This is a genomic window from Bacillota bacterium (assembly GCA_023511455.1).
Lineage (GTDB): Bacteria > Armatimonadota > HRBIN16 > HRBIN16 > HRBIN16 > HRBIN16.
Window position 1 is genome coordinate 1 of record JAIMBJ010000005.1, and the last position, 23165, is coordinate 23165.

General features: G+C 59.5%; 23 protein-coding genes. 11 read left to right on the top strand and 12 right to left on the bottom strand.

Annotated features, from left to right (window positions below; translation table 11 throughout):
- The first annotated feature begins 791 nt into the window (after positions 1 to 791).
- A complete protein-coding gene (locus tag K6U75_04690; protein MCL6474335.1) occupies positions 792 to 1283 on the top strand; it encodes a PEP-CTERM sorting domain-containing protein in 492 nt (163 codons plus the stop codon).
- A gap of 86 nt (positions 1284 to 1369) precedes the next feature.
- On the opposite strand, the gene K6U75_04695 is transcribed toward K6U75_04690, so the two are convergent.
- Positions 1370 to 2707 (bottom strand): hypothetical protein, encoded by a 1338-nt coding sequence (locus tag K6U75_04695; GenBank protein MCL6474336.1) that lies wholly within the window; start codon positions 2705 to 2707, stop codon positions 1370 to 1372.
- Positions 2708 to 2945: 238 nt separating this feature from the next.
- Here K6U75_04695 and K6U75_04700 point away from each other — a divergent pair, with 238 nt between their 5' ends.
- Positions 2946 to 3647: a Crp/Fnr family transcriptional regulator gene (locus K6U75_04700; GenBank protein MCL6474337.1), complete on the top strand. Its 702-nt coding sequence runs from the start codon at positions 2946 to 2948 to the stop codon at positions 3645 to 3647.
- Between the two features lie 139 nt (positions 3648 to 3786).
- On the opposite strand, the gene argC is transcribed toward K6U75_04700, so the two are convergent.
- The 4 genes from argC to K6U75_04720 form a co-directional block, all read right to left on the bottom strand.
- Positions 3787 to 4845, bottom strand: a complete 1059-nt coding sequence (argC, locus tag K6U75_04705) for an N-acetyl-gamma-glutamyl-phosphate reductase (GenBank protein MCL6474338.1) — start codon at positions 4843 to 4845, stop codon at positions 3787 to 3789.
- Positions 4846 to 5039: 194 nt separating this feature from the next.
- Positions 5040 to 5546: a hypothetical protein gene (locus K6U75_04710; protein ID MCL6474339.1), complete on the bottom strand. Its 507-nt coding sequence runs from the start codon at positions 5544 to 5546 to the stop codon at positions 5040 to 5042.
- A 25-nt stretch (positions 5547 to 5571) separates the two neighbouring features.
- Positions 5572 to 6255 carry a prepilin-type N-terminal cleavage/methylation domain-containing protein gene (locus K6U75_04715; protein MCL6474340.1) on the bottom strand — a complete coding sequence of 228 codons (684 nt, stop codon included), beginning with the start codon at positions 6253 to 6255 and terminating at the stop codon, positions 5572 to 5574.
- Positions 6256 to 6692: 437 nt separating this feature from the next.
- A complete protein-coding gene (locus K6U75_04720; protein MCL6474341.1) occupies positions 6693 to 7394 on the bottom strand; it encodes a sigma-70 family RNA polymerase sigma factor in 702 nt (233 codons plus the stop codon).
- Between the two features lie 458 nt (positions 7395 to 7852).
- On the opposite strand from K6U75_04720, the gene K6U75_04725 reads away from it, so the two are divergent.
- From K6U75_04725 to K6U75_04735, 3 genes are all read left to right on the top strand, one after another.
- The gene (locus tag K6U75_04725) at positions 7853 to 8620 is read left to right on the top strand and encodes an ABC transporter ATP-binding protein (protein MCL6474342.1); all 768 of its coding nucleotides are present in this window, start codon (positions 7853 to 7855) and stop codon (positions 8618 to 8620) included.
- On the top strand, positions 8577 to 10277 hold the full coding sequence (locus tag K6U75_04730; protein MCL6474343.1) for a putative ABC exporter domain-containing protein: 1701 nt from the start codon (positions 8577 to 8579) through the stop codon (positions 10275 to 10277). Before K6U75_04725 ends, K6U75_04730 begins: the two co-directional genes overlap by 44 nt.
- 191 nt (positions 10278 to 10468) lie before the next feature.
- Positions 10469 to 11440, top strand: a complete 972-nt coding sequence (locus K6U75_04735; GenBank protein ID MCL6474344.1) for an aldo/keto reductase — start codon at positions 10469 to 10471, stop codon at positions 11438 to 11440.
- A 39-nt stretch (positions 11441 to 11479) separates the two neighbouring features.
- On the opposite strand, the gene K6U75_04740 is transcribed toward K6U75_04735, so the two are convergent.
- Genes K6U75_04740 through K6U75_04755 form a run of 4 tightly spaced genes read right to left on the bottom strand, consistent with a single transcriptional unit; the run spans position 11480 to position 13787 of the window.
- Entirely contained in the window at positions 11480 to 11839 is a 360-nt protein-coding gene (locus tag K6U75_04740; protein ID MCL6474345.1) for a 4Fe-4S binding protein, read from the bottom strand.
- Positions 11840 to 11852: 13 nt separating this feature from the next.
- The gene (locus tag K6U75_04745; GenBank protein MCL6474346.1) at positions 11853 to 12932 is read right to left on the bottom strand and encodes a nickel-dependent hydrogenase large subunit; all 1080 of its coding nucleotides are present in this window, start codon (positions 12930 to 12932) and stop codon (positions 11853 to 11855) included.
- Complete coding sequence (locus K6U75_04750; protein ID MCL6474347.1) at positions 12922 to 13335, bottom strand: NADH-quinone oxidoreductase subunit C; 414 nt, start codon at positions 13333 to 13335, stop codon at positions 12922 to 12924. The genes K6U75_04745 and K6U75_04750 overlap by 11 nt, the downstream gene beginning before the upstream one ends.
- 8 nt (positions 13336 to 13343) lie before the next feature.
- Positions 13344 to 13787, bottom strand: coding sequence for an NADH-quinone oxidoreductase subunit B family protein (locus K6U75_04755; protein ID MCL6474348.1), 444 nt, complete (start codon positions 13785 to 13787; stop codon positions 13344 to 13346).
- Positions 13788 to 14009: 222 nt separating this feature from the next.
- Here K6U75_04755 and K6U75_04760 point away from each other — a divergent pair, with 222 nt between their 5' ends.
- From K6U75_04760 to K6U75_04770, 3 genes are read left to right on the top strand one after another with little or no spacing between them, the layout of a single operon-like run.
- Complete coding sequence (locus K6U75_04760; GenBank protein MCL6474349.1) at positions 14010 to 15167, top strand: Re/Si-specific NAD(P)(+) transhydrogenase subunit alpha; 1158 nt, start codon at positions 14010 to 14012, stop codon at positions 15165 to 15167.
- A gap of 12 nt (positions 15168 to 15179) precedes the next feature.
- Positions 15180 to 15491, top strand: a complete 312-nt coding sequence (locus tag K6U75_04765; protein ID MCL6474350.1) for an NAD(P) transhydrogenase subunit alpha — start codon at positions 15180 to 15182, stop codon at positions 15489 to 15491.
- Entirely contained in the window at positions 15488 to 16882 is a 1395-nt protein-coding gene (locus tag K6U75_04770; GenBank protein ID MCL6474351.1) for an NAD(P)(+) transhydrogenase (Re/Si-specific) subunit beta, read from the top strand. Before K6U75_04765 ends, K6U75_04770 begins: the two co-directional genes overlap by 4 nt.
- A 42-nt stretch (positions 16883 to 16924) precedes the next feature.
- On the opposite strand, the gene K6U75_04775 is transcribed toward K6U75_04770, so the two are convergent.
- The 3 genes from K6U75_04775 to K6U75_04785 are packed head-to-tail and all read right to left on the bottom strand — an operon-like array spanning position 16925 to position 19200.
- A complete protein-coding gene (locus K6U75_04775; GenBank protein ID MCL6474352.1) occupies positions 16925 to 17788 on the bottom strand; it encodes a DUF1559 domain-containing protein in 864 nt (287 codons plus the stop codon).
- A 41-nt stretch (positions 17789 to 17829) separates the two neighbouring features.
- Complete coding sequence (locus K6U75_04780) at positions 17830 to 18087, bottom strand: hypothetical protein (protein ID MCL6474353.1); 258 nt, start codon at positions 18085 to 18087, stop codon at positions 17830 to 17832.
- A gap of 21 nt (positions 18088 to 18108) precedes the next feature.
- Positions 18109 to 19200, bottom strand: coding sequence for a LacI family transcriptional regulator (locus K6U75_04785; GenBank protein MCL6474354.1), 1092 nt, complete (start codon positions 19198 to 19200; stop codon positions 18109 to 18111).
- Between the two features lie 327 nt (positions 19201 to 19527).
- Between K6U75_04785 and K6U75_04790 the strand changes: the two genes are divergently transcribed.
- From K6U75_04790 to K6U75_04800, 3 genes are read left to right on the top strand one after another with little or no spacing between them, the layout of a single operon-like run.
- Positions 19528 to 22044 (top strand): hypothetical protein, encoded by a 2517-nt coding sequence (locus tag K6U75_04790; protein MCL6474355.1) that lies wholly within the window; start codon positions 19528 to 19530, stop codon positions 22042 to 22044.
- A 6-nt stretch (positions 22045 to 22050) separates the two neighbouring features.
- On the top strand, positions 22051 to 22854 hold the full coding sequence (locus K6U75_04795; protein ID MCL6474356.1) for an ATP-binding cassette domain-containing protein: 804 nt from the start codon (positions 22051 to 22053) through the stop codon (positions 22852 to 22854).
- Positions 22851 to 23162 carry a hypothetical protein gene (locus tag K6U75_04800; protein MCL6474357.1) on the top strand — a complete coding sequence of 104 codons (312 nt, stop codon included), beginning with the start codon at positions 22851 to 22853 and terminating at the stop codon, positions 23160 to 23162. Before K6U75_04795 ends, K6U75_04800 begins: the two co-directional genes overlap by 4 nt.
- The last annotated feature ends 3 nt before the right edge of the window (positions 23163 to 23165 follow it).

Genomic DNA, 23165 nt, shown 5'->3' on the forward strand with positions numbered 1-23165 from the left:
CGTGTCTGAGTATATGCCCGCTGTGGGGGGGTAGCGGCTGGTAGCCCTTGACAAACAACATAGACTTCAGCATGACAAAGGGCAACACTGTCATTGGGAGTAGAGCGAAGAATCTCCGAACCCTGTAGCCGACGCTCCGGGTGACAGGGATGAGATGCTTCGCTAACGCTTAGCATGACAAAAGGCTGTCATTCGGAGTAGAGCGAAGAATCTCGAAGACCCTTCTCTCACGCTGAGGATGACCAGAGGGTTGGGGCGCTTCGCGAGGCTCTGCGGTCGCGAGTAAGCAGGGCAAACAGCGGCTATTGTCTCAACCGCGTGACTCCTGAGAGGAAGAAATTTGTTCTCGATATCCGCAAAATCACTTGACTTTTCTGCGAGCAGGTGCTAAAGTGAAAAGGGAACGAGTAGGTGTGGTGTCTGCGAGTGATGTACCGGTTAATGTCACGGATAAGAGAGCGGCCCTGCTCCTCAAGTACAGCAAGTGCGGTATCCAATCCATTCTGAAAGGAGGTTGTCGCATGAAAAGGCTCTTACTGCTGGCCGTGCTGAGCCTGGGACTGGTGACCTGGGCAAATGCACAAATCAATAAGGCGGTGATCCTGGACCGGGTATTTAACGACGACACCGACTCGATCTCCAGCCACTTCAACGCCTGGCCCTCCATCCTGCTCACCGATAACAAGGTGGATGGTGATGGTGCGGACCCGGAGTGGGCGAACCGTCATGCGTGGTTCGTATCCGGCGATGGAGTCAGCGAATTACAAGTTCCGCTCTCCGTTCCGTGGGTGATGTCGTTTGACCTCACGCTGATCGGCGCGCCAGCTACTCCTCGCAAGGAGGCGGGCTATTTGATTCGCATCGGTATGCCGTGGGGCTACTCGGAAGGACAGTTTATCGTAAACACCGATGCCCATGAGGTGGTGGCCTTTGGCTGGCCCTTCCCCTTCTACAGCTTCAATGCCTCTCACGGACTGTCGTACAACTCCGGTCAGACCATCCGTCTGGGGGTCACCTTCTTCAAAGACCCGGGTGATGGACTGTACAAGATTATCTACTCTGCCAACGGCATTTCCAGCCCTGCGCTGGCGCTGGCAGACCAGGGGCTTTTCACCGGCTGGATTACTCCCGGTGGCTACCTGCAGGTGCAGATAGACAAAAACAACCCCAGCAACGGCGGTGCTGCGCTCTTTAACAACATCGCCGTGGTTCCCGAGCCAGCCACCGTTGCGGTACTGGGTTTGGGCGTCGCTGCACTGGCACTGCGCCGACGGAAGAGGTAAGAAGGCTCCATACCGTATAGTGAGAAAAGGGGGCAGGCATTGGCCTGCCCCCTTTAACGCTTACTGCCTACCTCTTTCTGTGCAGACTACTCATCCCCGGTGGCTCCGAAGTTCTGTACTAGGATTCCAAAGTCAAACAGCGTGACCTCTTCGTCACCATCGAGGTCGGCGTTGGGGTTCCAATTGCTGCTGCCTGGGCTGGAGCCGAAGGCTGCCACCAGCTCGCCGAAATCGAACAGGGTCACCTCGTTGTCGCCGTCGATGTCGCCGTTGAGGAGGGTAACGTCCAGCCCTGTCAACCCCGACTTGGGCACTACCACGTCGCGCACGACCACCTGCAGCCAGTGGCTGGCTTTAAAGGCGAAGTCGTAGGTGGCCGGCGCCACATTGGGCAGGGTGTAGTTGCCATCGTCATCCAGAGTGAGCGTGGCGGTGCGCACCAGCTGCCCCGCCTGGTACACCTTGAGCGTGACCGGCACCTGCACCACTTTCGTGGGGTCATACTCGCTCAGGGTGACTTTACCCTTCACCGGACGGGGGGTGAACAGGATCATGCCCGGCTGTGTCAGTCCACCTGCTCCCGGCGCGACGAAGGTGCCGATGAACGCCCCGGTGGTGCCGTCGTAAACCAGGATGGAGTTCCCGCCGTAGCTGGCCAGGTAGAACCGTCCGTCGGGACCCCACTCATAGCCGTACGCCCCGTACAGCCCTCCACTGCCTGCAGGGATAAAGGCTCCCAGAGGTGCACCCGTCGTGCCATGGTACTTCATCACGCGGTGGAACAATCCGCCGGAGACGTACAGGTGCCCGTCGGCACCGAAGCGAACGCCAATCGCCGGATAGAGGTTCACCGGGTCGTTGACAAACACATCGATAAACGCGCCGGTTTGCCCGTGGAAACGCATGACCTGAGCCCGCTCCCAGGTGCTCACATACAGGTTGCCGTCGGGACCGAAAGTGAGACTCGCCGGCGTGTCCAGCCCGCCGCTGCCTGATGGCACGAATACGTCGATGAAGGCACCCGTTCGTCCATCGAAGCGCAGCACCGCATCGTTACCGTAGCTGGTAACGTACAGGTTGCCATCGGCACCGAACTCGAGGTCAGCCGGTGAGTTCAATCCACCGCTTCTTGGCGGCACGAAAGCGTCGATGAACGCGCCGGTCACTCCGTCGAAGCGCAGGACTGCGTGCTGGTCGTTGCTGCACACGTACAGATTGCCATCGGGACCGTACTCCATTCCCTGAGGTTCGTCCAGCCCGCCGGTTCGTGCTGGCACAAAGTCCCCCAGATACGCACCGGTGGTTTCATCGAAGCGCAAGATGCGGTCGCCGTTGACGCTGCACACCAGCAAATCTGCCGGTGCCGCGGACACCAGTACCATCCATCCGAAAGCGAACAGGGTCAAGCGCATAAGCGATTTCATGTTTTTCTCCCCCTTTCCTTGAGTTTAACGGAAGACACTCGTGACCAAGTAGAGTATACAGGGTTCGCCACAGGGAGTCAACAAACAGAGAGACAATGCTTATTAACTTCACATTAAATGTGGGCGACGCCGGGCACTCCAGCAAAAGCAGGCGAAATTATGTGAAATTGATACAGTTTTGCTTCGGTGTACGGTATACTAAGTGTAGATTACAATACATTCCGGAAGGTGTGAACCGATGGTACAGGACCTGGTCAAAGACTTCATTCAGCGAGTCGATATGTTTTCAGCTCTCGACGGACGCATCGCCCGCAAGCTGGAACAGGAAGCACAGGAGCGATTTGTACGCCGCCGTGATACCGTTTTCGAACCCGGCGACCCTGAGAACGAAGTGTATATTGTGAAAGAGGGGCGGGTGCGGATTTATCGTCAGTCGCCGGCTGGCAAAGAGATTTCGCTGGCGCTGTTTGATCCCGGTGAGATTTTTGGGGAGATGGCGCTGTTCTTCCCGTCGCAACGGGTCAACACGGCGGAGGCTCATGAAGATACCGAGCTCTATGTAGTGCCGGTCGAGACTTTCCAGCGCTGGATGCAGGAAGATAATGAGATCAAGGAGCTGATTCTTTACATCATGGCGGACAGGCGGCGGGCTATGGAACAGAAGGCGTCAGACCTTGTCGCTCTGGAAGTGCCCCAGCGCATGGCGAAGACCATCCTGTGGCTGTTCGACCGCTACCGCACCGACATCATTACGGGCAGAATCGCACTGAACATTCGCCTGACGCACCATGAGCTTGCCAGCCTGTCGGGTACCACGCGCGAAACCGCGACGCTTATCCTGAACCGTTTCCGCCGGGATGGTTACATCGATTTCTTCGGACGGCGGATGATACTGCTCAACGAAGCGGAACTGGTTCGCATCGCCACGACGTACGAGTAGCGCTCTGGGCGGTGTGGTGCCGGGCGAGTCGGGGACAGGAGTCCTACGGCTTGGCGGGAGGCTCGTGTAGCCGCAGGCTTTAGCCTGCGTTGCTGGAGGGCGAACCTTTGGCAAGCCGCCCTCCGTGAACTTTTTATGCTTATGGAAACACTGGCGGCAGCTCTAACCCGCGCGATTCCGCCAGCCCGAACATCAGGTTCATGTTCTGAACAGCCTGCCCTGCCGCGCCCTTCACCAGATTATCTATTACGCTGGTCACCACCAGCTGTCCCCTCCGTTCATCGACCGTCAGGCTGATGTGGCAATAGTTTGTGCCCGCGACGTGTTTGGTGGCGGGGAAATCGCCCGGGTCGCGCACCACCACGAAGGTCTTATCCTGGTAGAACCGCCGATAGTGCACGGTGAGCTCGTGCGCGGAGAAGGGGCGCACCAGCTTCGCGTAGGCGGTACACAGGATGCCGCGCGTGACAGGTATCAGGTGGGGCGTGAAGGTCACCGTGATTGCTCTGCCCGCCACATCCGACAACTTCTGTTCGATCTCCGGCGTGTGGCGGTGACTGGGTACGCCGTAGGCGCGCATACTTTCATTTATCTCGGCGAAATGGTAGTCCAGCCCGAACTTCGACCTGCCCGCGCCAGACACACCCGATTTGGCGTCTATCACCAGCGACTCGGTATCCACCCACCCCTGCGCCATTACCGGAGCCAGCGCCAGTAGGGCGGCAGTGGGGTAACAGCCGGGGTTCGCAACCAGCCTCGCCTCGCGCAGCTGGCTGTGCGGCACCAGCTCCGGCAAGCCGTATACCGCCTCGTCCAGCAGGTCTATCGCGGAGTGCTCGCGCTTATACCACTGCGCGTAGACGGCGGGGTTGTGCAGGCGGAAGTCGGCGGAGAGGTCAATCAGGCGCACGCCCGCCTCCAGCAAGGGCTTGGCAACTTGCATGGCAAAACCTGTCTCGCCCGCCAGAAAGAGGATGTCGCTCTTCTGCGCTGCCCGTTGCACGTCGAACTCTTCCAGCGGTGGCAGGTGGTGCGCGGCGAATCCGGGGAAGGCGGTGCTGATGGATTTGCCTGCATAGGTGTGCGAGCTCAGGTAGGTGATCTGTACGTCGGGATGCTGTAACAGCAGGCGAACGAGCTCGCCTCCTGCATAGCCCGACGCGCCGCCGATGCCCACATGTATCTTTCGGTGTCTCATACCTTGAGTGTATCGCGGGTGGGCGTGAGTCGTCAAGGGGCGATTGTTCCATAGCAAATTTTCTCAAGCCCTCTGCCCTTTCCGTAGTCGGGTGGCATAGGCAGGTCGGTCAACAGCTCCCACAGACACCGTCCCTGCTCACTGCGATCATTGCGATGACGATGAGCAGCTCCAGCACGGTGAACGCCTCCGTTTTACCCAAGCCATTCCGGTATCTTCCTGCCGAGGAACAAGATAAGTCTCTCCAGCAGCGCCGCCCAAACGAGATTCACAGCGAACACAAGCCCGATCAACAGCAATAATGCCCACAACCTAACCCCCGGCACGTGTATCAGGCTCCAGAGCGTAGCTGGCTGGTAATCCGCAACGATTAAGGCGGCGATTGCCAAACCCGGAATCAGCCACGCGCTTCCCAGAATGCTTCCCTCCTTAGCCTCCAAACGTGCGCGTAACAACCACCCCGCTGCGGCGCCGCAGGCGATAAACCACAACCACCCCACCCACGTGGTTTGCTGCCACCAACGTAATACAGCGTTCCACATCTCCTGCGTTGTGGTAAACATCACAATGTGCACGCCAGAAGGCAAAGGAGGCGTCCACACCTGGTACAATGCGCCGTCTAGAACGAGTTGCACATGCTTGCGCAACAGGAATGTGACAACGCCTGCTATCACCGCGGCAAGCCAGTGCACGCCTTGCATCGTTTGCTGCCCTGCCTTCTTTCTCCTACCTCGTGCAGATAATGGTGCCATGGCAAATCTCTTCAGGACCGCCGTCTCTCCCATGATCAGATGGCATAGGTAAATCGGTTAGCAATTCCCATGCACAGCGCCCCTCTTTACCTGAACCCGCGCCTGTACTGATCTTACGTATCGGCACGTCTTTCGCCTGAATGGAACCATCTCGCCTCACCCGCAGTACCTTTCCACAGAAGGCATGTTCTGTCGGATGAGGCAAGCCGGGATAGATTAAGCGTCCATGTAGATAGCAAAACAGGAACCCAAAGTTGGGATCCTTTTCGCGGATAGCACGGATGCTCTGGAGCGGTTTGGGCAGAGGGTCATTGCCAAACATCAACCCCATGTAGTCGTAGCTGATGGGGGTTTGTGCATGCGCAGTCGCATCGGTGTTAAAACCACCATACTGATCCAGCGGGCACACCAGCACCGCCCGATCCTTGACGTATGGCAGGATAAAGTCAAGTGCTATCGGTGCGGTGTCTTGGTAGTCACTGGTATACAAGCTCCACGCGACGTATACCTGGTGCAGATTGTTCATGCACTGCGTTTCACGCGCCTTCTTGCGCGCGCTCGCGAACAGTGGGAACAGCAGAGCCGCGATCAACGCGATAATCGCGATGACGATGAGCAGCTCCAGTACGGTGAAGGCGGTTCGTTTCATGCGAGCCATTTCAGTGTCCTCCTTCTCGGATTCTGCGCTGGGATGCCCCTGCTACGCCATTGCGCAGGCCTTGTAACGGGGCGAGTTTGGCAGACCACTATGGACAACTACCGGGAGTTACTATCTCACACAGAATCTCGCCCGTATTGTCACATGGTGGCTCCGTATACTGCCCAGGCGCACAGCATAGATTAGTCGATGTCCATTGTCCGCAGGCGACATACGTATTTCCATCTCCGCAATTATACCAGCACTTGTTGCGGACCAACATCCTGTAAGTTACAGGGTTCGTCGCACAAGGTAGACTGGCGATACACCAACTGTTATTGGGGTCGTTGCGGGTCTTGCGGCACCCCCTGCAGTCCACGGATGCTGGTGTCAAGCGCAAACCGTCCTTGTGGTGCATCGCTATCTGCCTATCTACGCCTTCTCCGCACCCACAACCTTCACTTCGCTGTCCCCCCCACGCGACGGGTACGACGCTGTTTGCGGTGATAGGCAACATCATCAGGTTCGCCAGCGCCAGTATGAGGGCGGTGCTCAAGAGGTAAATCCGTCGTCGCATTGCTGTTCTCTCCTCCGTCAGGTGTATAGGCGGTCTCGCCCGCTAGAGTGCTTCCAATAAAGAAATCGTTCGATGGGGAAGATTCGTCACAGGTTACGCCCAATTTTTTCCGCGCCTGTTCGATACCTCTTTGAAAGCGCATCTTTGCCGCGCTCACCCCCAAGCCCGTCACCTGGGCAATCTCGTCCCATGAACATTGTTCGTAAATGCGAAGATATACCACCTGCCGGCAGTTTTCGGGTAAAGCATCCCAGATCTCATCGGCGAGGAGGAGCATAAAAGCCTGCTGTTCAGGGTTGCGGGCTACCAGTGCTCTCGTGCATTCCGCTATGGCGCGCTGTTCGCATCTCTGACGCCGATAATGGTCGGCAACCCGTTTTCGGATTACCGTATCCAGAAAGCCGGGCCTCAGGTGACTTAGCAAACCGTCGGCAGGCTCGTCGGGGTGCTGGGCACGCAAACAGCAAAGGCATGCGGTAAGCGATTCGCACACGACATCGGTCGCTTCCTCACAGCTCATGCCATATTGACGCTGCACGCGAACGATACGTCCGCGCAGGCGATCCAGCAGGGTGCGGGACATAGATGCCTCCTTTCTGTGCGCAAACCGCAACACACCCTGTAAGCACTATAAAGCAAGAGCACATACCGAACTATAGCAAAATGCTTACCGTCCGTCAACTTCAAAAAGGAAGACGGGTTCCGAACGGTTAAAGTTACTACAGGGATGAGCGAACGATTAAGTGGATACGCACAGAGGATTCAACATATCGGAGTTTGCTCCCTCACCTAACGGCGCGACCGATCTGCGGCTAAAGCCGCACCTTTCAGAATGACAGGCACGCGAAACTGCTCTACGCATATCCGAAAAATCACGTGTGTTAGACCACTAATAGTGCGCCAAGCGATTCCTGGCTTCTTAGCCAGTTGGAAGGCGAACCTCCTGGTGAGCCGAAGACCGGTGTACCGCAACGACTCGGCAGGAACCTCGCCCTCCAGAAGGTAGTGAATCGTGACAGCCACCAGGGTTGGCGGAACACGATGCTTGAGGTTACCAATCTGTACAAATCCTTTCGGAGCGTGCGGGCGGTGAACGGACTGAGCCTGCACGTACAGGCAGGAGAGATCGTCGGTTTGCTGGGACCCAACGGCGCAGGGAAGACCACCACCCTGCGCTGTATCTGCGGCATCCTGCAGCCCGATGCCGGACAAATCGTGATTGGCGGCTACGACCTCGCGCGACAGGAACGAGAGGCAAAGCAGCTGCTTGCCTTCATCCCTGAAGTGCCCGGTCCCTACGAATTGCTCACCGTGCGCGAGCATATCCAGTTCGTGGCGATGTGTTACGGCACGATGGATACCTTTCGCGCACGGATCGATGACCTGCTGCACCGCTTTGACCTGAAGGAGAAGGAACATGCGCTGGTTGCCACCCTCTCCAAAGGCATGAAGCAAAAGCTGGCGGTCGCCTGCGCGTTCGTGCATGACGCGAAGGTGTTTCTGTGTGACGAGCCGCTGATCGGCATTGACCCCAAAGGGCAACATGAACTGAAGAGTGAGTTGCAACGCCTGCGCGATGAAGGATGTGCGATTCTGGTCAGCACGCACCAGCTGGACACCGCGGAAAGGTTGTGCGACCGCGTGATTATCATGCAGGCGGGGCGCAAACTGGCGGAAGGCACTCTGGACGAACTGCGGGCGCAGGCGCAAATGGCGGACAGCACGCTCGAGCAGGTATTTCTGCGCCTGACCGAGGAGGCGGAAGATGCAGGCACTGTGGTTTCTGACATGGCGCCTTCTGGTCAATAGTGTGCGCCGTACGTTCACCAACCCTCTGCGGGCAACCTTCGCCGTGCTCGTGATACTGTGGTTCGCGTTCACCATTGGCAGTAACCTGTTTTTCTCCCTGCGACACGCAAGCGTCACTACGACCCCTCTGCCTGCGGACTTGCGCCAGTTCCACACGGAGTATCTCATCGCGCTGCTCATGGGGATACATCTGGTGATGCTGTGGCAGCCGTTGTTTCCTGTGACATTTCGCACGGTGCCTTTATTCACGCAGGCAGATGTTCACTTTGTTTTCCCTGCACCACAGCGACGCCTGCTGGTGTTCCTTTTTTTGTTATTCACGCGCGGCTTGGTGAACAGTCTGATGGTGCTGCTGATCCTGCTCATCATGGCGGCAGCGATAGGACACGACCTGCTGGCAAGCCTATTGACGGGCAGTGCTCCTTCTCGCGCTCGCCTGGCGTGGGTATATCCCAGTATGTATCTGCTGGCTTTCGTGGCTTTGCTGATGGCTGGCATTCTCATCGTGCTTCAGGAGGAACGCCAGCCAGGGTTTCATCGCCGTTTGAAGTGGATGTTCTGGGGACTGATGGGGGCGTTAGCGGCGGTTCTGGGCTGGCACGGCTACCGCGCGTGGCAGGGCGGCACTGACCCGCTGCACGAAGTGGTGTGGCATCTGCTGCATAACCCGACACTGGTGGTGCCCCTGTTTCCGGTGCGCGCACTGGCAGAGGCGGCACTTGCTTTCACCGAAGGCTGGACGCCTGCTGTAAGTCTGGGTTTTGTGCTGTGGGTAGGGGCACTGGCGTGGGCAGTGGTGCTGTTGTGGCGCTACGAATACCTCCTTTACGATGTGGCGGCGCAGATAGCCACTCTATCGAGCCCCTTTGCCTTGCGACGGCAAAGCCCTGCCCAAGCTGCCTATGAAGCCTCTGTTGCCGCGGCGCAGAAGCGCAAACGGACTGTGCGCTGGCGACTGTTCGAACGCTGGGTGCCGCAGGGGGCGTGGGCACTGCTGTGGTGCCATAGCCTGCTGATGCTGCGCCTGTCAAACACACTGCAAATACCCGTAACCGTGTTCATCGGTTCGGTGGTGATGGCAACGGTTTTCATGCTACAAGCGCGAAGTCTCACGCCTTCCGAGCAACTGGGCTTCATGGTGGCTATCCAGTATATGTCCACCGTACTTCTGGTGCTCACCACACAGAGCTGGTTAGTGAGCGTCATACGGCGTGCAGAGATGAACAAATCGTTGCCGTTTGCCGCGCGGGTGGTATTGTGGACGGAGGTGCTACCCCCCACGCTGATGGTGTGGCTGTTGCAGATACTGTTGTGGGCGGTGTTCAGCTCTGTTTTACCGATGTATCTGCTCGCGCTTGGGTTACACATGCTCATCGCCATGTCCTTCGTTCCGTTGCTATTTACGGTGATGCTCACGGTGTACCTGTGGTTTCCCGACCAGAGCGACTACACCCAACGGGTGTTGCTCGGCGTTTTGCTGTTCCCGGCAATGTTGCTGGCATCGACACCGGCGTTGGTCGCGCTGGGCATCGGTGCGTGGTCTGGGCTGCCGTTTTGGGTACAGACCATAGCCACGACAATGTGCAACGTGAGCATATCGTGGTTGAGCATTCTTGTTGCCGCCCAGCAGTATGTGCACATCAACCCGGCAGAGTGAATCGGTGGCAGTTGCGGGTTTGGGCATGCACCGACGTCGTTGACGGCAAACACACGGTGTAACGTGCTTACAGGGCAGGCGTTGGTCCCGCCCTGTTGCTTTTGCAGGAGAAATATTGACTCGCCTCGAAATATCCAAAGCAGAGTACCACCACATACCCCACATACTTCTACTGGAGGGAGGCGAGTCGAATGGAGTACGTGCGTTTAGGTCGTTCCGGTTTGCGTGTCAGTCGTCTGTGTCTGGGCACAATGAACTTTGGTCCCCACACCAGTGAAGAGGAAAGCCACGCCATCATGGACCGTGCGTTGGAGCTGGGCATTAACTTTTTCGATACCGCCAACGTGTACGGGTGGAAACTGGGCGAGGGAGTTACCGAAAAGATTATCGGTCGGTGGTTTGCCAAAGGCGGCGGGCGTCGGGAGAAGGTGGTCATCGCCACCAAAGTGTATAACCCGATGGGCAACTGGCCCAACGAATCGCGCCTGTCCATCCTGCACATCAAACGCGCCTGCGAGGATAGCCTGCGTCGTTTGCAGACCGATTACATCGACCTGTATCAGATGCACCACATAGACCGCGACTGTCCGTGGGAGGAGGTCTGGCAGGCGATGGAGCAGCTGTACCGCGAGGGCAAAATCCTCTATGTAGGCAGCAGCAATTTCGCCGGATGGCACATCACGCAGGCGCAGGAGATAGCCAAACAGCGCCACTTCATGGGGCTGGTCTCGGAGCAGAGCCTGTACAATCTCACCTCGCGCATGATCGAGCTGGAGGTCATTCCTGCGTGCCAGGCGTATGGCATCGGCATCATCCCCTGGAGCCCGCTGGCTGGCGGACTGCTGGGCGGCGTGCTGCAGGGGGTGCAAGAGGGACGGCGCGCTTCCGAAGGGATGCAGAAGCGCATTGAGCAGATGCGCGACAAACTGGAGGCTTGGGAGAACCTGTGCAGGGAGCTGGGCGAGTCGCCCGCAAACGTCGCTCTGGCGTGGCTGTTGCACCAGCCTGCCGTTACCGCGCCGATTATCGGTCCTCGCACCATGCAGCAGCTGGACGAGACCATGCGTTGTCTGGAAATCAAACTCAGCGAGGAAGTGCTGAAGAAGCTGGATGAAATCTTCCCCGGTCCGGGCGGTCCTGCACCGGAGGCGTATGCGTGGTAGAAAACCATCCCCCGCAGGCGACCGCCTGCGGGGGGCGCTTTACAGCTGGTCTTCCTCTTTCACTTCTACCGGAGCGCGATAATACTCCTCGGGCTTCGTGTAGGCGGGTGAGTGGTACTGCGGGATTATCTGCGCACAACCGCGCCGACAACCATCCACACACGCTCCACAGACGATGCACCGGAAGGGTTCAAAAACCAGTTCACGCTCGGCGCGGTTCACCCGGATGGCGTCGGCAGGGCAGCGCAGGGCACAGGCTCCGCAGAAGATACATCGGCTGATGTCGAAAATGATTCTTCCACGCGCCCGCACAAAGGCTTCGCGTCGCTTATAAGGATGCGGTCGGGTCGCCGGTTTGGAGAGCAGGTTACCCACCACAGTTGGTAGCATCTTCGGCATGGCTGTTCTCCTCTCAACGCTCCGTGCAGCTGATGCACGGGTCGATGGACAGAGTAATCACGGGTACGTCGGCAAACTCCGCGCCAGGCAACATCTGCAGCAAGGCTGGCACATTGGCGAGTGTGGGTGTGCGCACGCGCATTCGCTCCAGGTTTTTGGTACCGTTGCCCACCACGAAGTACATCAGCTCGCCGCGCGGCGCTTCCACGCGCGCAATGGCTTTCCCGTTGGGGTTGCCACGTGGCTTGGTCTGGATGTCACCCTCTGGCAGGCGTTGCAGTGCCTGGCGGATCAGGTCAATGGTCTGGAAACACTCTCGCGCCCTGACCACCGCGCGGGCATAGCTGTCGCCCGCCTGTTCCACCACAGGCTGGAAGTTCAGTTCGCCATAGGCGGCATAGCCTGTCATGCGCACATCCTGCGCCACACCGCTGGCTCGCAGGGTGGGACCGACAGCGCCAAGGCGCAGAGCCTGCTCGGCAGTCAACACGCCTTTGCCGACGGTGCGCTTCTTGACGGTATAGTCCTCCAGTATCACGGGCAGGATGGCGTTTAGCTGCCTCTCGCATTCGGCAAGGGTGTTCAGCGTTTCTTCTATCTGCTCATCGGTCATATCCCGGCGCACACCGCCCAGAGTGTTGACAGAGATAATCACCCGGTTACCTGCGGTCTTTTCCAGCACGTCCATGACCATCTCGCGGATACGCCAGATTTGCATGAACAGGCTCTCGAAGCCGAAGGCATCCGCCAGCAACCCCAGCCACAGCAGGTGGCTGTGCAGGCGATGCAGTTCCGTCCACACCACGCGCAGGTAGTTGGCACGTGGCGGCGGTTCGATGCCCAGCAGTTTCTCCACCGCCAGGCAGTAAGCCAGTCCGTGTGTGGCGCTGCAGATACCGCAGATGCGCTCGACCAGATACACGTTCAGCGGGTAGTCGTTTTTCTCGCCTGCCTTCTCAATGCCTCGATGGATGTATCCCAGTGCGGGCAGTACCTGCCCAATGCTCTCATCCTCCAGGGTGATGCGCAGCTGTATCGCCTCGGGCAGGACGGGGTGCTGGGGACCAAAGGGCAAAACGGTTTTAACTGCCATCGCCGTTCCTCCTCTCAGATGCTTCTCTCTTGCGCATGGGAGGCGCAGGCACCTCTTCGGACACCAGCATCCTGCCCTGATAGTCCACGTTGAGCCCATCCACGCGCAACCCAAACAGGTCCTTCATCTCGTTTTCCGCGACGAAGGCACAAAAGTAGACTGGCGTGATGCTGGGCAACGTCTCGTTCTTGTCGATGGTAACCAGCAGGTGGGTCAACTCCAGATGGTGGTCGAAGTGGTAATACACTTCGAATTGCTCGCCGTTATCGATGCAGGTGGTGGTGATGAAACGCATGCCCTGCGCGGCGAGTTCTTGCACGCGCTGCAGGAGATGCTGCTTCTCCACCACCTGTACGTTCTCGATATCGGGCAGCTCCCGATGTTGTACATGCGCCTCGCCCATCGCTCTCCTCACTTTCCACGTTTCAGCGGCGTGTGCTCGGACATGCGCTCCACCGCCATCAGCACGCCTTCGATAATCGCTTCGGGCTTGGCAGCACACCCAGGAACATAAACATCGACAGGTATCACCTTGTCCACCCCACCGAGGCAGTTATAGCAGTCGCGGAACACGCCGCCGGAGCAGGCGCACGTGCCCACAGCCACGACCGCCTTCGGAGAGGGCATCTGCTCGTACAGGTTGCGCAGGACTCTGGCTCCCCGATGGGTTACGGGCCCTGTGACCAGAAGCACATCCGCATGTTTGGGGTTCCCAACGTTCACAATGCCGAATCGCTCGAGGTCATACATTGGGGTCAAGCAGGAGAGGATTTCTATATCGCACCCGTTGCAGCTGCCGGAGTTGTAGTGCAGCACCCACGGGGATTTCATTCGCGCCTTGTCTATCAGTCTCATGTTGGGTTGCCTCGGTTTCTACTCGCGCCCTTCAGCGAGAGAACTGAACGAACTTATTTTATTTATCGTATGTAATATACCATGTTTTACGAGAAAAAACAAGGGTGGAAAGTGTTTTCTGTAAGAAATTCACGGTGTCGGTATTGTGCAGGCAGGTATAAGGCTTTCCTTTTGAGTAAAGATATACAGGATATCTATTCTATAAACACAGGTTACGGCAAGATGCGCATCGGGGTAACACAGGAGACCTTTTCGGGCGAAACGCGAGTGGCGCTGGTGCCTGCCTCCGTGGCTGCGCTGAAGAAGGCAAAGGCAGAGGTGCTGGTGCAGGCGGGGGCAGGCAAAGGGGCGGGATTTTCCGACATGGACTATGCCGAGGCTGGGGCAAGCGTCCTGCCCACACGTGAGGAGGTGATTGCTGGCGCGGACATCGTGCTGCAGGTGCGCGCGCTGGGTGCAAACCCCGACGGCTGGAAGGCAGACCTGGCTCTGGCGCGGGAGGGACAGGTGTGGATTGCCATGATGGACCCTCTCTGGGCGCCTGAACCGGTCGCCGAAGCCGCTCAGAAGGGCATCATCGCCTTCGCACTGGAGCTGGTTCCGCGCATCACACGTGCCCAGCCGATGGACGTGCTCTCCTCACAATCCAATCTGGCTGGCTACAAGGCGGTGTTGCTGGCTGCCACAGCCCTGCCCAAAATCTTCCCCATGATGATGACTGCGGCAGGAACGATTACCCCTGCTCGCGTGTTTGTCATTGGAGCCGGGGTGGCAGGGTTGCAGGCGATAGCCACTGCGCGGCGGCTGGGCGCGGTGGTGAGCGCATACGATGTGCGTCCCGCCGTGCGCGAACAGGTGGAGAGCCTTGGCGCACGATTTGTAGAGCTGCCGCTCGAGGTGCAGGACGCGCAGGATGCGGGCGGGTACGCCAAAGCACTGGGCGAGGATTTCTACCGCCGGCAGGCGGAGATGATGAAAGGCGTGCTGCCCGAAAACGACGTGGTGATTACCACGGCGGCGGTACCCGGTCAACGTGCCCCTGTGCTTATCACCCGTGAGATGGTAGAGCGAATGCGCCCCGGCTCGGTGATTGTGGACCTTGCCGCCGAGCGCGGAGGCAACTGCGAGCTGACTCAATCCGGGCAAACGGTGGTGCACCACGGGGTCACTATCATCGGTCCCGCCAATCTGCCTGCCACCATGCCCTATCATGCCAGTCAGCTCTACGCCAAGAACATCAGCAGCTTCACCCTGAACTTGCTCAAAGACGGGGAGCTGACGCTGGACGTGGAGGACCAGATTATCCACGATACGTTGTTAACGCGAGACGGGCAGGTCGTTCATCCGCGCATTCGCGAAAAGCTGGGTTTGAGCGGGTAAGGAGGCAACAAGATGGGCATTGAGGATATTCTGAGCTACCTGTTCGTGTTTGTTCTGGCGACCTTCATCGGCTTTGAGGTGATACGTCGCGTGTCGCCACTGTTGCATACCCCTTTGATGTCGCTCACCAACGCCATTTCCGCTATCAGTCTGGTGGGCGCGTTGCTGGTGCTGGGGGCGGAGCATGACACGCTGTCGATGGTGCTGGCGGGCGTGGCGGTCACCGCTGCGGCGGTGAACGTGGTGAGCGGCTTTCTCATCACCGACCGCATGTTGAAGATGTTCAAGCGACGCGAGCCTGAAGATCGGGGGAGGTCGTCATGAGCACGCAGGAGATTATCGCGCAATCCAGTTACATCATCGCCGCGGCGCTGTTCATCCTGTCGCTGAAGTGGCTCAGTGCGGTTCCCACCGCCCGTCGCGGGGTGGTGGCGGGCGAAGTGGGAATGATTATCGCCATTGTGGCGACGCTGATGTTGCCCGAAATCGTAAGCTACAGGTGGATTATCCTGACCCTGCTGATTGGCGCAGCCATCGGTATACCCATTGCCTACCTGATGCCGATGACACATGTTCCTCAGCGAACAGCCCTCTCCCACTCCTTCGGCGGCCTGGCGGTGGGACTGGTCGGGACCGCCAAGTATTACCTGTGGAATACCCATGAGCCCGAACGCCTCACCACCTTCATCACGGCGGTGCTGTGCTTCGAGGTACTGCTGGGCTTCCTCACCTTCACGGGTAGCTTGATGGCGTTCGGCAAGCTGCAGGAGATACTTCCCACCCGCCCGATTGTGTACCGTGGGCAGAACTTTGTGAACCTGTCGGTGCTGGCGATAGCCCTTGCGATTGGCGTGTATCTGGTCATCAACCCGACGCAGACGCAGTTGTTTCCGATTTACATCGCGCTCGCGCTGGCGTTCGGCGTGATGCTGATTTTGCCCATCGGCGGAGCAGATATGCCAACGGTGATTGCCCTGTTGAACTCGTATGCGGGCATCTCGGCGTCGGCGATGGGCTTTGTGCTGGAGAACAAGCTGCTGGTGGTGGCGGGCGCGCTGGATGGCTCGTCGGGTTTCATCCTGTCGGTGATTATGTGCAAGGCGATGAACCGCTCGTTCACCAACGTGCTGTTCGGTGCGTTCGGGCAGGTGTCGCCGCAGGCATTGAAAGCGGAGGAGCGCACGGTGCGCAGCGCGACTCCCGAAGAGGCAGCGGACATTTTGCTGGCGGCTTCGTCGGTGGTGATTATTCCGGGCTATGGCATGGCGGTGGCGCAGGCGCAGCACAAGGTGCGCGAGCTGTTTGACCAGCTCACCCGCCGCGGTATCGATGTCAAGTTCGGCATCCATCCGGTAGCGGGGCGTATGCCCGGACACATGAACGTGTTGCTGGCGGAGGCGGACATCCCCTATGACCGGCTCTTCGAGATGGAGGACATCAACTCGGAGCTGGCACACGCAGACGTGGCGCTGGTCATCGGGGCGAACGACGTGGTGAACCCCGCCGCGAAGCACGACAAAAACAGCCCCATCTACGGAATGCCCATCATCGAGGCAGACAAAGCGCGCACGGTGATGGTGATTAAGCGCAGTATGAACCCCGGTTTCGCGGGCATCGAGAACGAGCTCTACTACATGGACAAGACGCTGATGCTGTTTGGCGACGCGAAGGCGTACCTCGGCGAACTGGTGAAGGTAATCGGGCAGGAGAAGTAGTAAGGTCGCTCTCCCGAGCGGGGAGAGCGACCGGGTTAAAGACTAGCGATATTCGGGGATAGTCTGGCAGCGGTCGCGCCAGTCACGCAGCCACTCGACCTGCTGCGCCGGCTGCCAGTCCCACAGATAGTCGTCGGTGGGTCCCTGTGCGTTCGTCCACTGTAGCGCACCCATGGTGGCGCAGAGCTTGATGGCTTTCACATGTCCGTCGTGGAAGCTCCAGTTGCTCACCCCGTTGTGAGAGGTGACCACGCCCTTATTCGAGTCGAACCACACGCGGAACCAGTCGCCGTTCAGCACCCAGGGACCATGGTCGTTCCAGTACTCGCGCGACTCGAGCAGCTGGAATACCGAAGCGGGGCGTGGGATGGACGCCAGCCGCACGGGGTTGGGCAGGAGCGGGTTGACAATCCAGCCCAACCGCTGACCGACCTCGTTTTTCTGCGCCCAGTTGGCGGCTCCACCGTACGAGCGTCGGATGCCGATAATCTGCTCCATGGTACTGCCCGTCTCTCCCAAGCGGCTCATCAGGCTGGACGGGTAGACGCCTTCGGTGTCATGGTAGCACGACCAGTTCCAGATTGGCTCTCCGGGCATCTCGAAGCTGGGGCAGAGATAGATGCCGGTGTTTTTGATGTAGGGCTGTACCGCATAGCGCCATCCGTGGCAAGCCAGCCCGTTCGGGGTCTCAATGGGCGACCAGCCGGGGTAAGGCAGTGTCTCATCGTAATCCTGGGCATACTGCAGGATAGCGAGAGACAGCTGCTTCATGTTGGAAAGGCACGAGGTCTTGCGTGCCATCTCCCGTGCGCGCGAGAACACGGGGAACAGGATCGCCGCCAGTATCGCGATAATCGCGATGACGACGAGCAACTCAATGAGCGTGAACGCTCTGTAGCGGAACATGTTGGTACCCTCCTTTTGTATGATGTGTAGTATGCACCTGGTTACTCCAGGTTTCTAAAGATGCCGGGTGGGATGATGCGCTTTTCGATAGCATCTTTCACCATGGCGCGCTCTTCCGGCGAGAGCAATCTGGCATCGCCGCCGGTGCGGTTGACCAGTTCGTTGATTTTCAGCCCTGTCTGTGAGGGGGCGGCGCTGGGGCGGGTGCCGACGAACGCCCGATACAGCACGAAGCCAGCGATGAGTAGCGCGACGACAATCACTGCGATAGCCACCGCTGGAGAAACCTCTTTTTTCATGCTTGCCTGCACCTCCAGATGTCAGTAAGTTCGCCTGCGCCGGATACGTCGTACCGCCGCAGGACGTTTGCTCATGTCAGCGGCTTCGGAAGCGAATGCGGTGGTGCTGTCCCGCTGCACCAGCTCGCCCGGAAATATCACCCGTTCCGGCGTGCGCGTGCCGCTTTCGATTTGCTGAATAAGCAGCTTGGCAGCCCGCATCCCGATCTCTCGAACGGGTTGCCGAATGGTGGTCAGCGGGGGAGACGCCACTGCTGCCGCCTCCACATCGTCAAAGCCCATGACGGAAATCTCTTCCGGCACACAGATGCCCTTCCGCCGCAACGCTTCCAGCGCGCCCAGTGCCATCCAATCATTGCAACAGACCACTGCGCTGAAAGGCGGACGCACCTGCAGCAGTTTCTCCATGGCCCATCGCCCCGATTCGGTGCTGTAGTTGCCTCGACGGATCCAGTGCGACGAGACAACAATCCCCGCCTCCGAAAGCGCGCGCAGATATCCCTGTTCGCGCTGGTGGGCGCTCCAGTAGTTCACTGGTCCGGCAATGAAGGCGATGCGTCGGTGTCCCTGCGCGATGAGCCACCGGACCCCCTGGTAGACGGCGTTCTCGTCGTCCACGTCCACGCAGGCAGCGTGCAGGTCGCGGGGGCTGCTTCCCGCCACCACGCAGGGCAGGGGGCACTCTTGCGCCCATTGCAGCAACGGGCTCTGGTGCAGGGGGGCTGCCAGGATTGCGCCGTCGATGGAGCCATCTTCGGTGCGCTGGCGCACGTGTTCGATATCCGAGCTGGTCAGGGCGATGATTTTGAGCTGATAGCCCGCCTGCACCGCCTCGGCAAGCACGCCGTCCAGTAGCGTGGAGAAGTAGGGGTTGCCCAGCAGCGCGCCGCGGAAGTGTTCCACCACCACGCCAAGCGTATAGCTGCGCCGTCGCACCAAGCTTCGCGCTACCTGATTGGGACGGTAGCCCAGCGCTTCGACGGCGTGCAGCACCTTCTGGCGCGTCTCTTCCGAGAAGCGGTGTCCCCGCCCATGCAACACGTTGGTGACGGTCGTGACCGACACCCCCGCGTATGCCGCAACATCTTTAATGGTTGGTGTCTGTTTGGGCATCGCTCAAGTCCAACGTTCAACTACAAACTGGTGCTTACTGGTTTGACGTTCAACTACATCTCCATTATAATCCCCTCTGCCGAAAAAGTCAATAGATTCTGAGGGTGTTCGAAATTGGTGGTTGAATGGATGATGACCTAACCCCCTTGCCCCCTTCCCTGCGAGGGAAGGGGGAACGCCCCTCTCCTCGTAGGAGAGGGGGCGGGGGTGAGGTAAGAAAAAGGGTAACAAGAACGCCTCTCTCCTTGCGCGACAACCAACTTCGCATTTCATTCCCCTTGACAACTCGCCAGCGCTGGCGTAGTATATCGCTGTCAGGAGGTGCCAATGAGCGGGGTGAAACGAACGGCTTTGTGGATGCTGTTGCTTTACTGTGCCGCTATTGCTTCGGCACAACCCCTTCGCCAACCCCATAGCATCGCTGTTGCCTCTGATGGAAAACTCTTCGTGGCAACGATAGACGATACCACGCTGAAGATACTCTCTCCGTCCGGACAGATACTGGCGCAGGCTGCACCGCGCGGTACGGGCGAGCAGGAAGTGCAGTTTCCACAACGTGTTCTGCTAGCAGGGGACGAGGTCTGGATACTGGACGCCTCCGCCAGGCGCGTTCAGGTCTATGGGGCACGCCCACCCTATCGCTACCTGCGCACCCTATCACTGCCTGTGGAAGAGACGCAGGAAACTGTAGACCTTGCCCGCGACGCCACTGGACGGCTGTTCCTGCTGACCCGACCTGACAATCTCGTCAGGGTGCTGACTCCAGAGGCGCGGCAGGTTACCGCTTTTGCGGGCGCGGGGGAGGCGCCGCATCAGCTGGTCAACCCCACCAGTATCACCGTCGACCGACGCGGGCGCATCCTGATTACCGATACCGACCGGCGCATTAACCGGCATCGCGTGAAGATTTTCCGTTACTCTGCCTTACGTGGCACCGCAGAGTTGCTGAAGGACGTACCTGCATGGCTGGACCCCATGCAGGTGTGTGTCAACTCGCGCGGGCATCTGGTGACTTTGGGCGCACTGGGCTATTACGAAGACGGCGGCGCGATACGTATCATCACGGAACGGGGTGACCGCGTGGCGCACACGGGGCTGTTCTCGCTGGGAGGGATGAGCAGGGCAGGCGCGATTGCCCTTCTGCCCGACGACAGGGTGGTGTTGGCGGATGAGGCAAACGACCGCGTGGTCATCCTGCCCCCTGACCTGAGCGAACCAGACCCGGTAGTTACCTTACGGCAAGGAGAGGCGACCATCCGCTGGCGCAGCCCTGCCCCGGGTACCGAGGCGGTGGTCTGGTACGGCACGGACGAAAGCAAACCCGAATCCTGGCGCAGACAGGTGGTGCGCTGGCAGGGAGCGCGACGCGAGATGCTGGTGCGCTTGCGCGGCTTACCTGTTTCCACGCGCATCTTCTACCGTTTTTCTCCTGCATTGCCAGCTATCGGCAAGGGCGAGGGCAACGTGTCGAAGGTTTACTCGTTCCTGAGCGCGCCGCCTGCCGGAAAAATGCATGTGCTGACGCTGCACCTGCTGACGGTGGTGTATCTCAAGGCTGATGTGGACGGCACGGTGCATACCCTTACCCGCGAGCAGGTGGGTGACAAACTGCCAGCGGAGTTCGCGAAGTGTCGCGAGTGGTACTTCCGCAATACCTACTTCCGCCTGAACCTGAACCTGCAGGACTACCTGTACCTGGAGGAGCCGACCGCCCGCGTGCGGCGCGGCTGGATTGCCCCCGAAACTGTGCGTGAACATGTGCGCCCGATTCTGGAAGCGCAGGGCAAGCGTCTGGAGGATTACGACAGCATTATCGCTGTCTGGCCGTCGCCGGGCTACGACTCCAGCAAGCCCGACCAGCTGGGAGAGGTTGGCGGTGGCGGATTCACTACCTTCGGATACTCCACCTTCGCCATCAGCGGTAAGCTGGCGTGGCTTCTGTGCCACGAGTACAGCCACCAGCTGGACTTCTTTTTTGACCGTAGCGGTGTGCAGAAGTTCTGGCTGAACCATCCCGACCCCACCATCCACCCGGGCAGATACGGGCAACACTGGGATGTGAACGCCTTCATCTGCCGCAGGTGGAACCCCGAGGACTGGTTCCAGATGCGCTTTGGCAAGGTGTGGCAGGTCGATGACGTCAACGGCAACGGCATCCCCGATGACGACCCGCGCCTGCCGCTGGATGAACGTCGGCTGGGTCGAACCGCCCGACGTGGCAACGCCCGCCCCGACGACCTGCGTAAGGCAATGGCGGGCATCTTCTTCGGCTACCGGCTGGACAACGGCTTGCCAGATGGCGTCGGTTACCGGGAAGAGGGTGCAACGTGGCGATTGCCCCGCGAGGCAGTGCTGCTTATCCCCTATGGAAGCCTGCAGGCAACGCCGGACAGGTGGTTCCGCTACGCGCGGGCGCAGAATCGTTTCCTGTCTGCCGACATCTTTGCCGCGTGGAACGAGCGGGAACTGCAGTTCGGCATCACCTGTCGCGAAGCCTGTGATGTGGAAATAGACATCGACGCCGACAATAACGGCTGGTTCACGGGGAACGATAACCTGAACGTGCGTCTGCGCGCACGGGGCATGGATGAACCGCAAGTGACCGCGCGGGTGTGGGATGGGGCGGTGTGCGGCTGGGTGGAAACCCCTGCCCCTTCGCTGGAGGTCAGGCAGCTGCCCGATGGGCGCACTCTGTATCGGGTAGGTATTCCGCGCACAACGGGTCGCTGGCAGGCGAACGCACTGGTGGGCGTCCGCATCGCGCTGACGGGCGACAGGGGGTGGGTTTCCGCCTTCGAGCCATGGGTGCTGATGCAAACCCGTCTGGTGCGCGGGACGCGGTGAGAAAACATGGCGACGCCCATTATTCTGGAAGTGCGCAACCTGAGCGTCCCCCCCCGACTGCGGGGAGAGGTCTCCTTCACCCTGCGCGAAGGCCAGCGGCTGTGCGTGTACGGACACAGCGGGGCTGGAAAGACCACCCTGCTGCGCGCTCTTTTCGGACTGCTCGCCCATCGCGGTTCGGTAGTGTGGCATATCCCGCGAGCCAGTGCGGGTTACGCCGCGCAGTGTCCGCGCCTTATTCCCCGCGCGAACGTCCTGCAGCAGATACTTTGGTGCAGCGCATTGCACGGAGCCTCGCTGTCGGTACATGGCAGCCGCATCCACGACTTGCTGGAATGGTGGGGTCTGGAGGCGCACCGCCACAGGCTGGTGCACCGTCTCTCCATTGGGGAGCGGTTGCGGCTGGAGCTGTGTTGCGCGGCGGCGGTGGCGTCGCGCCTGCTGGTGGTGGACGGTCTGCTGGAGCAGCTGGACGAACGCACCCGAAGGCGGTTCTGGGAGGAGATGGACGCACGGTGCGCCCGGCGTGAGCTTGCGCTGATATACGCGACGCACTCTGCCCGCGAGGCGGAGCTGGCAGACCACGTGCTGATGCTTCACGAGGGGCGGGTGCTGGCGATGGATACGCCCGAACATCTGCGTGCGCACGCGGAACTGCAGGCGGTGTATCTGGAACCCGTGCAGGAGTCCTCCAGATCCGCAGTGCAAGCCACGTTCTGTGCGGATGGGGAGGTGCGTCTGACCATCCATCCCGTTGCCACTATGGAAGACGTGCTGCAGGCTCTGGTGCGACGTGGAGGGCTGGAGTGAGCGTACTGCTTCGGCTATCGGGGATGTGCCTGCGCCTGATACTCACCAGTCCGTTCTACTGGACGCTGGTGGTGGTGGCGTTCTGGATATGTTGGAGGCACGCTCTGTCCGAGTGGGCATGGGCTGGGTTTTCGGCAATGGCTGCCGTGCTTGCTCTGGCTCTGGCGATGTTTGTCGACTCTGGCGGGGGGCTGGTGGAGCGCGTGCTTCTGGCGCAGGCGGGATATCTTGTGCTGGCAGCGGGGGTAGCAGCGGTGCTCGCGCTCTCGTTGTTGACGTGGGCAGCCGGTGTGATGGTGCTTCGGTAGCGC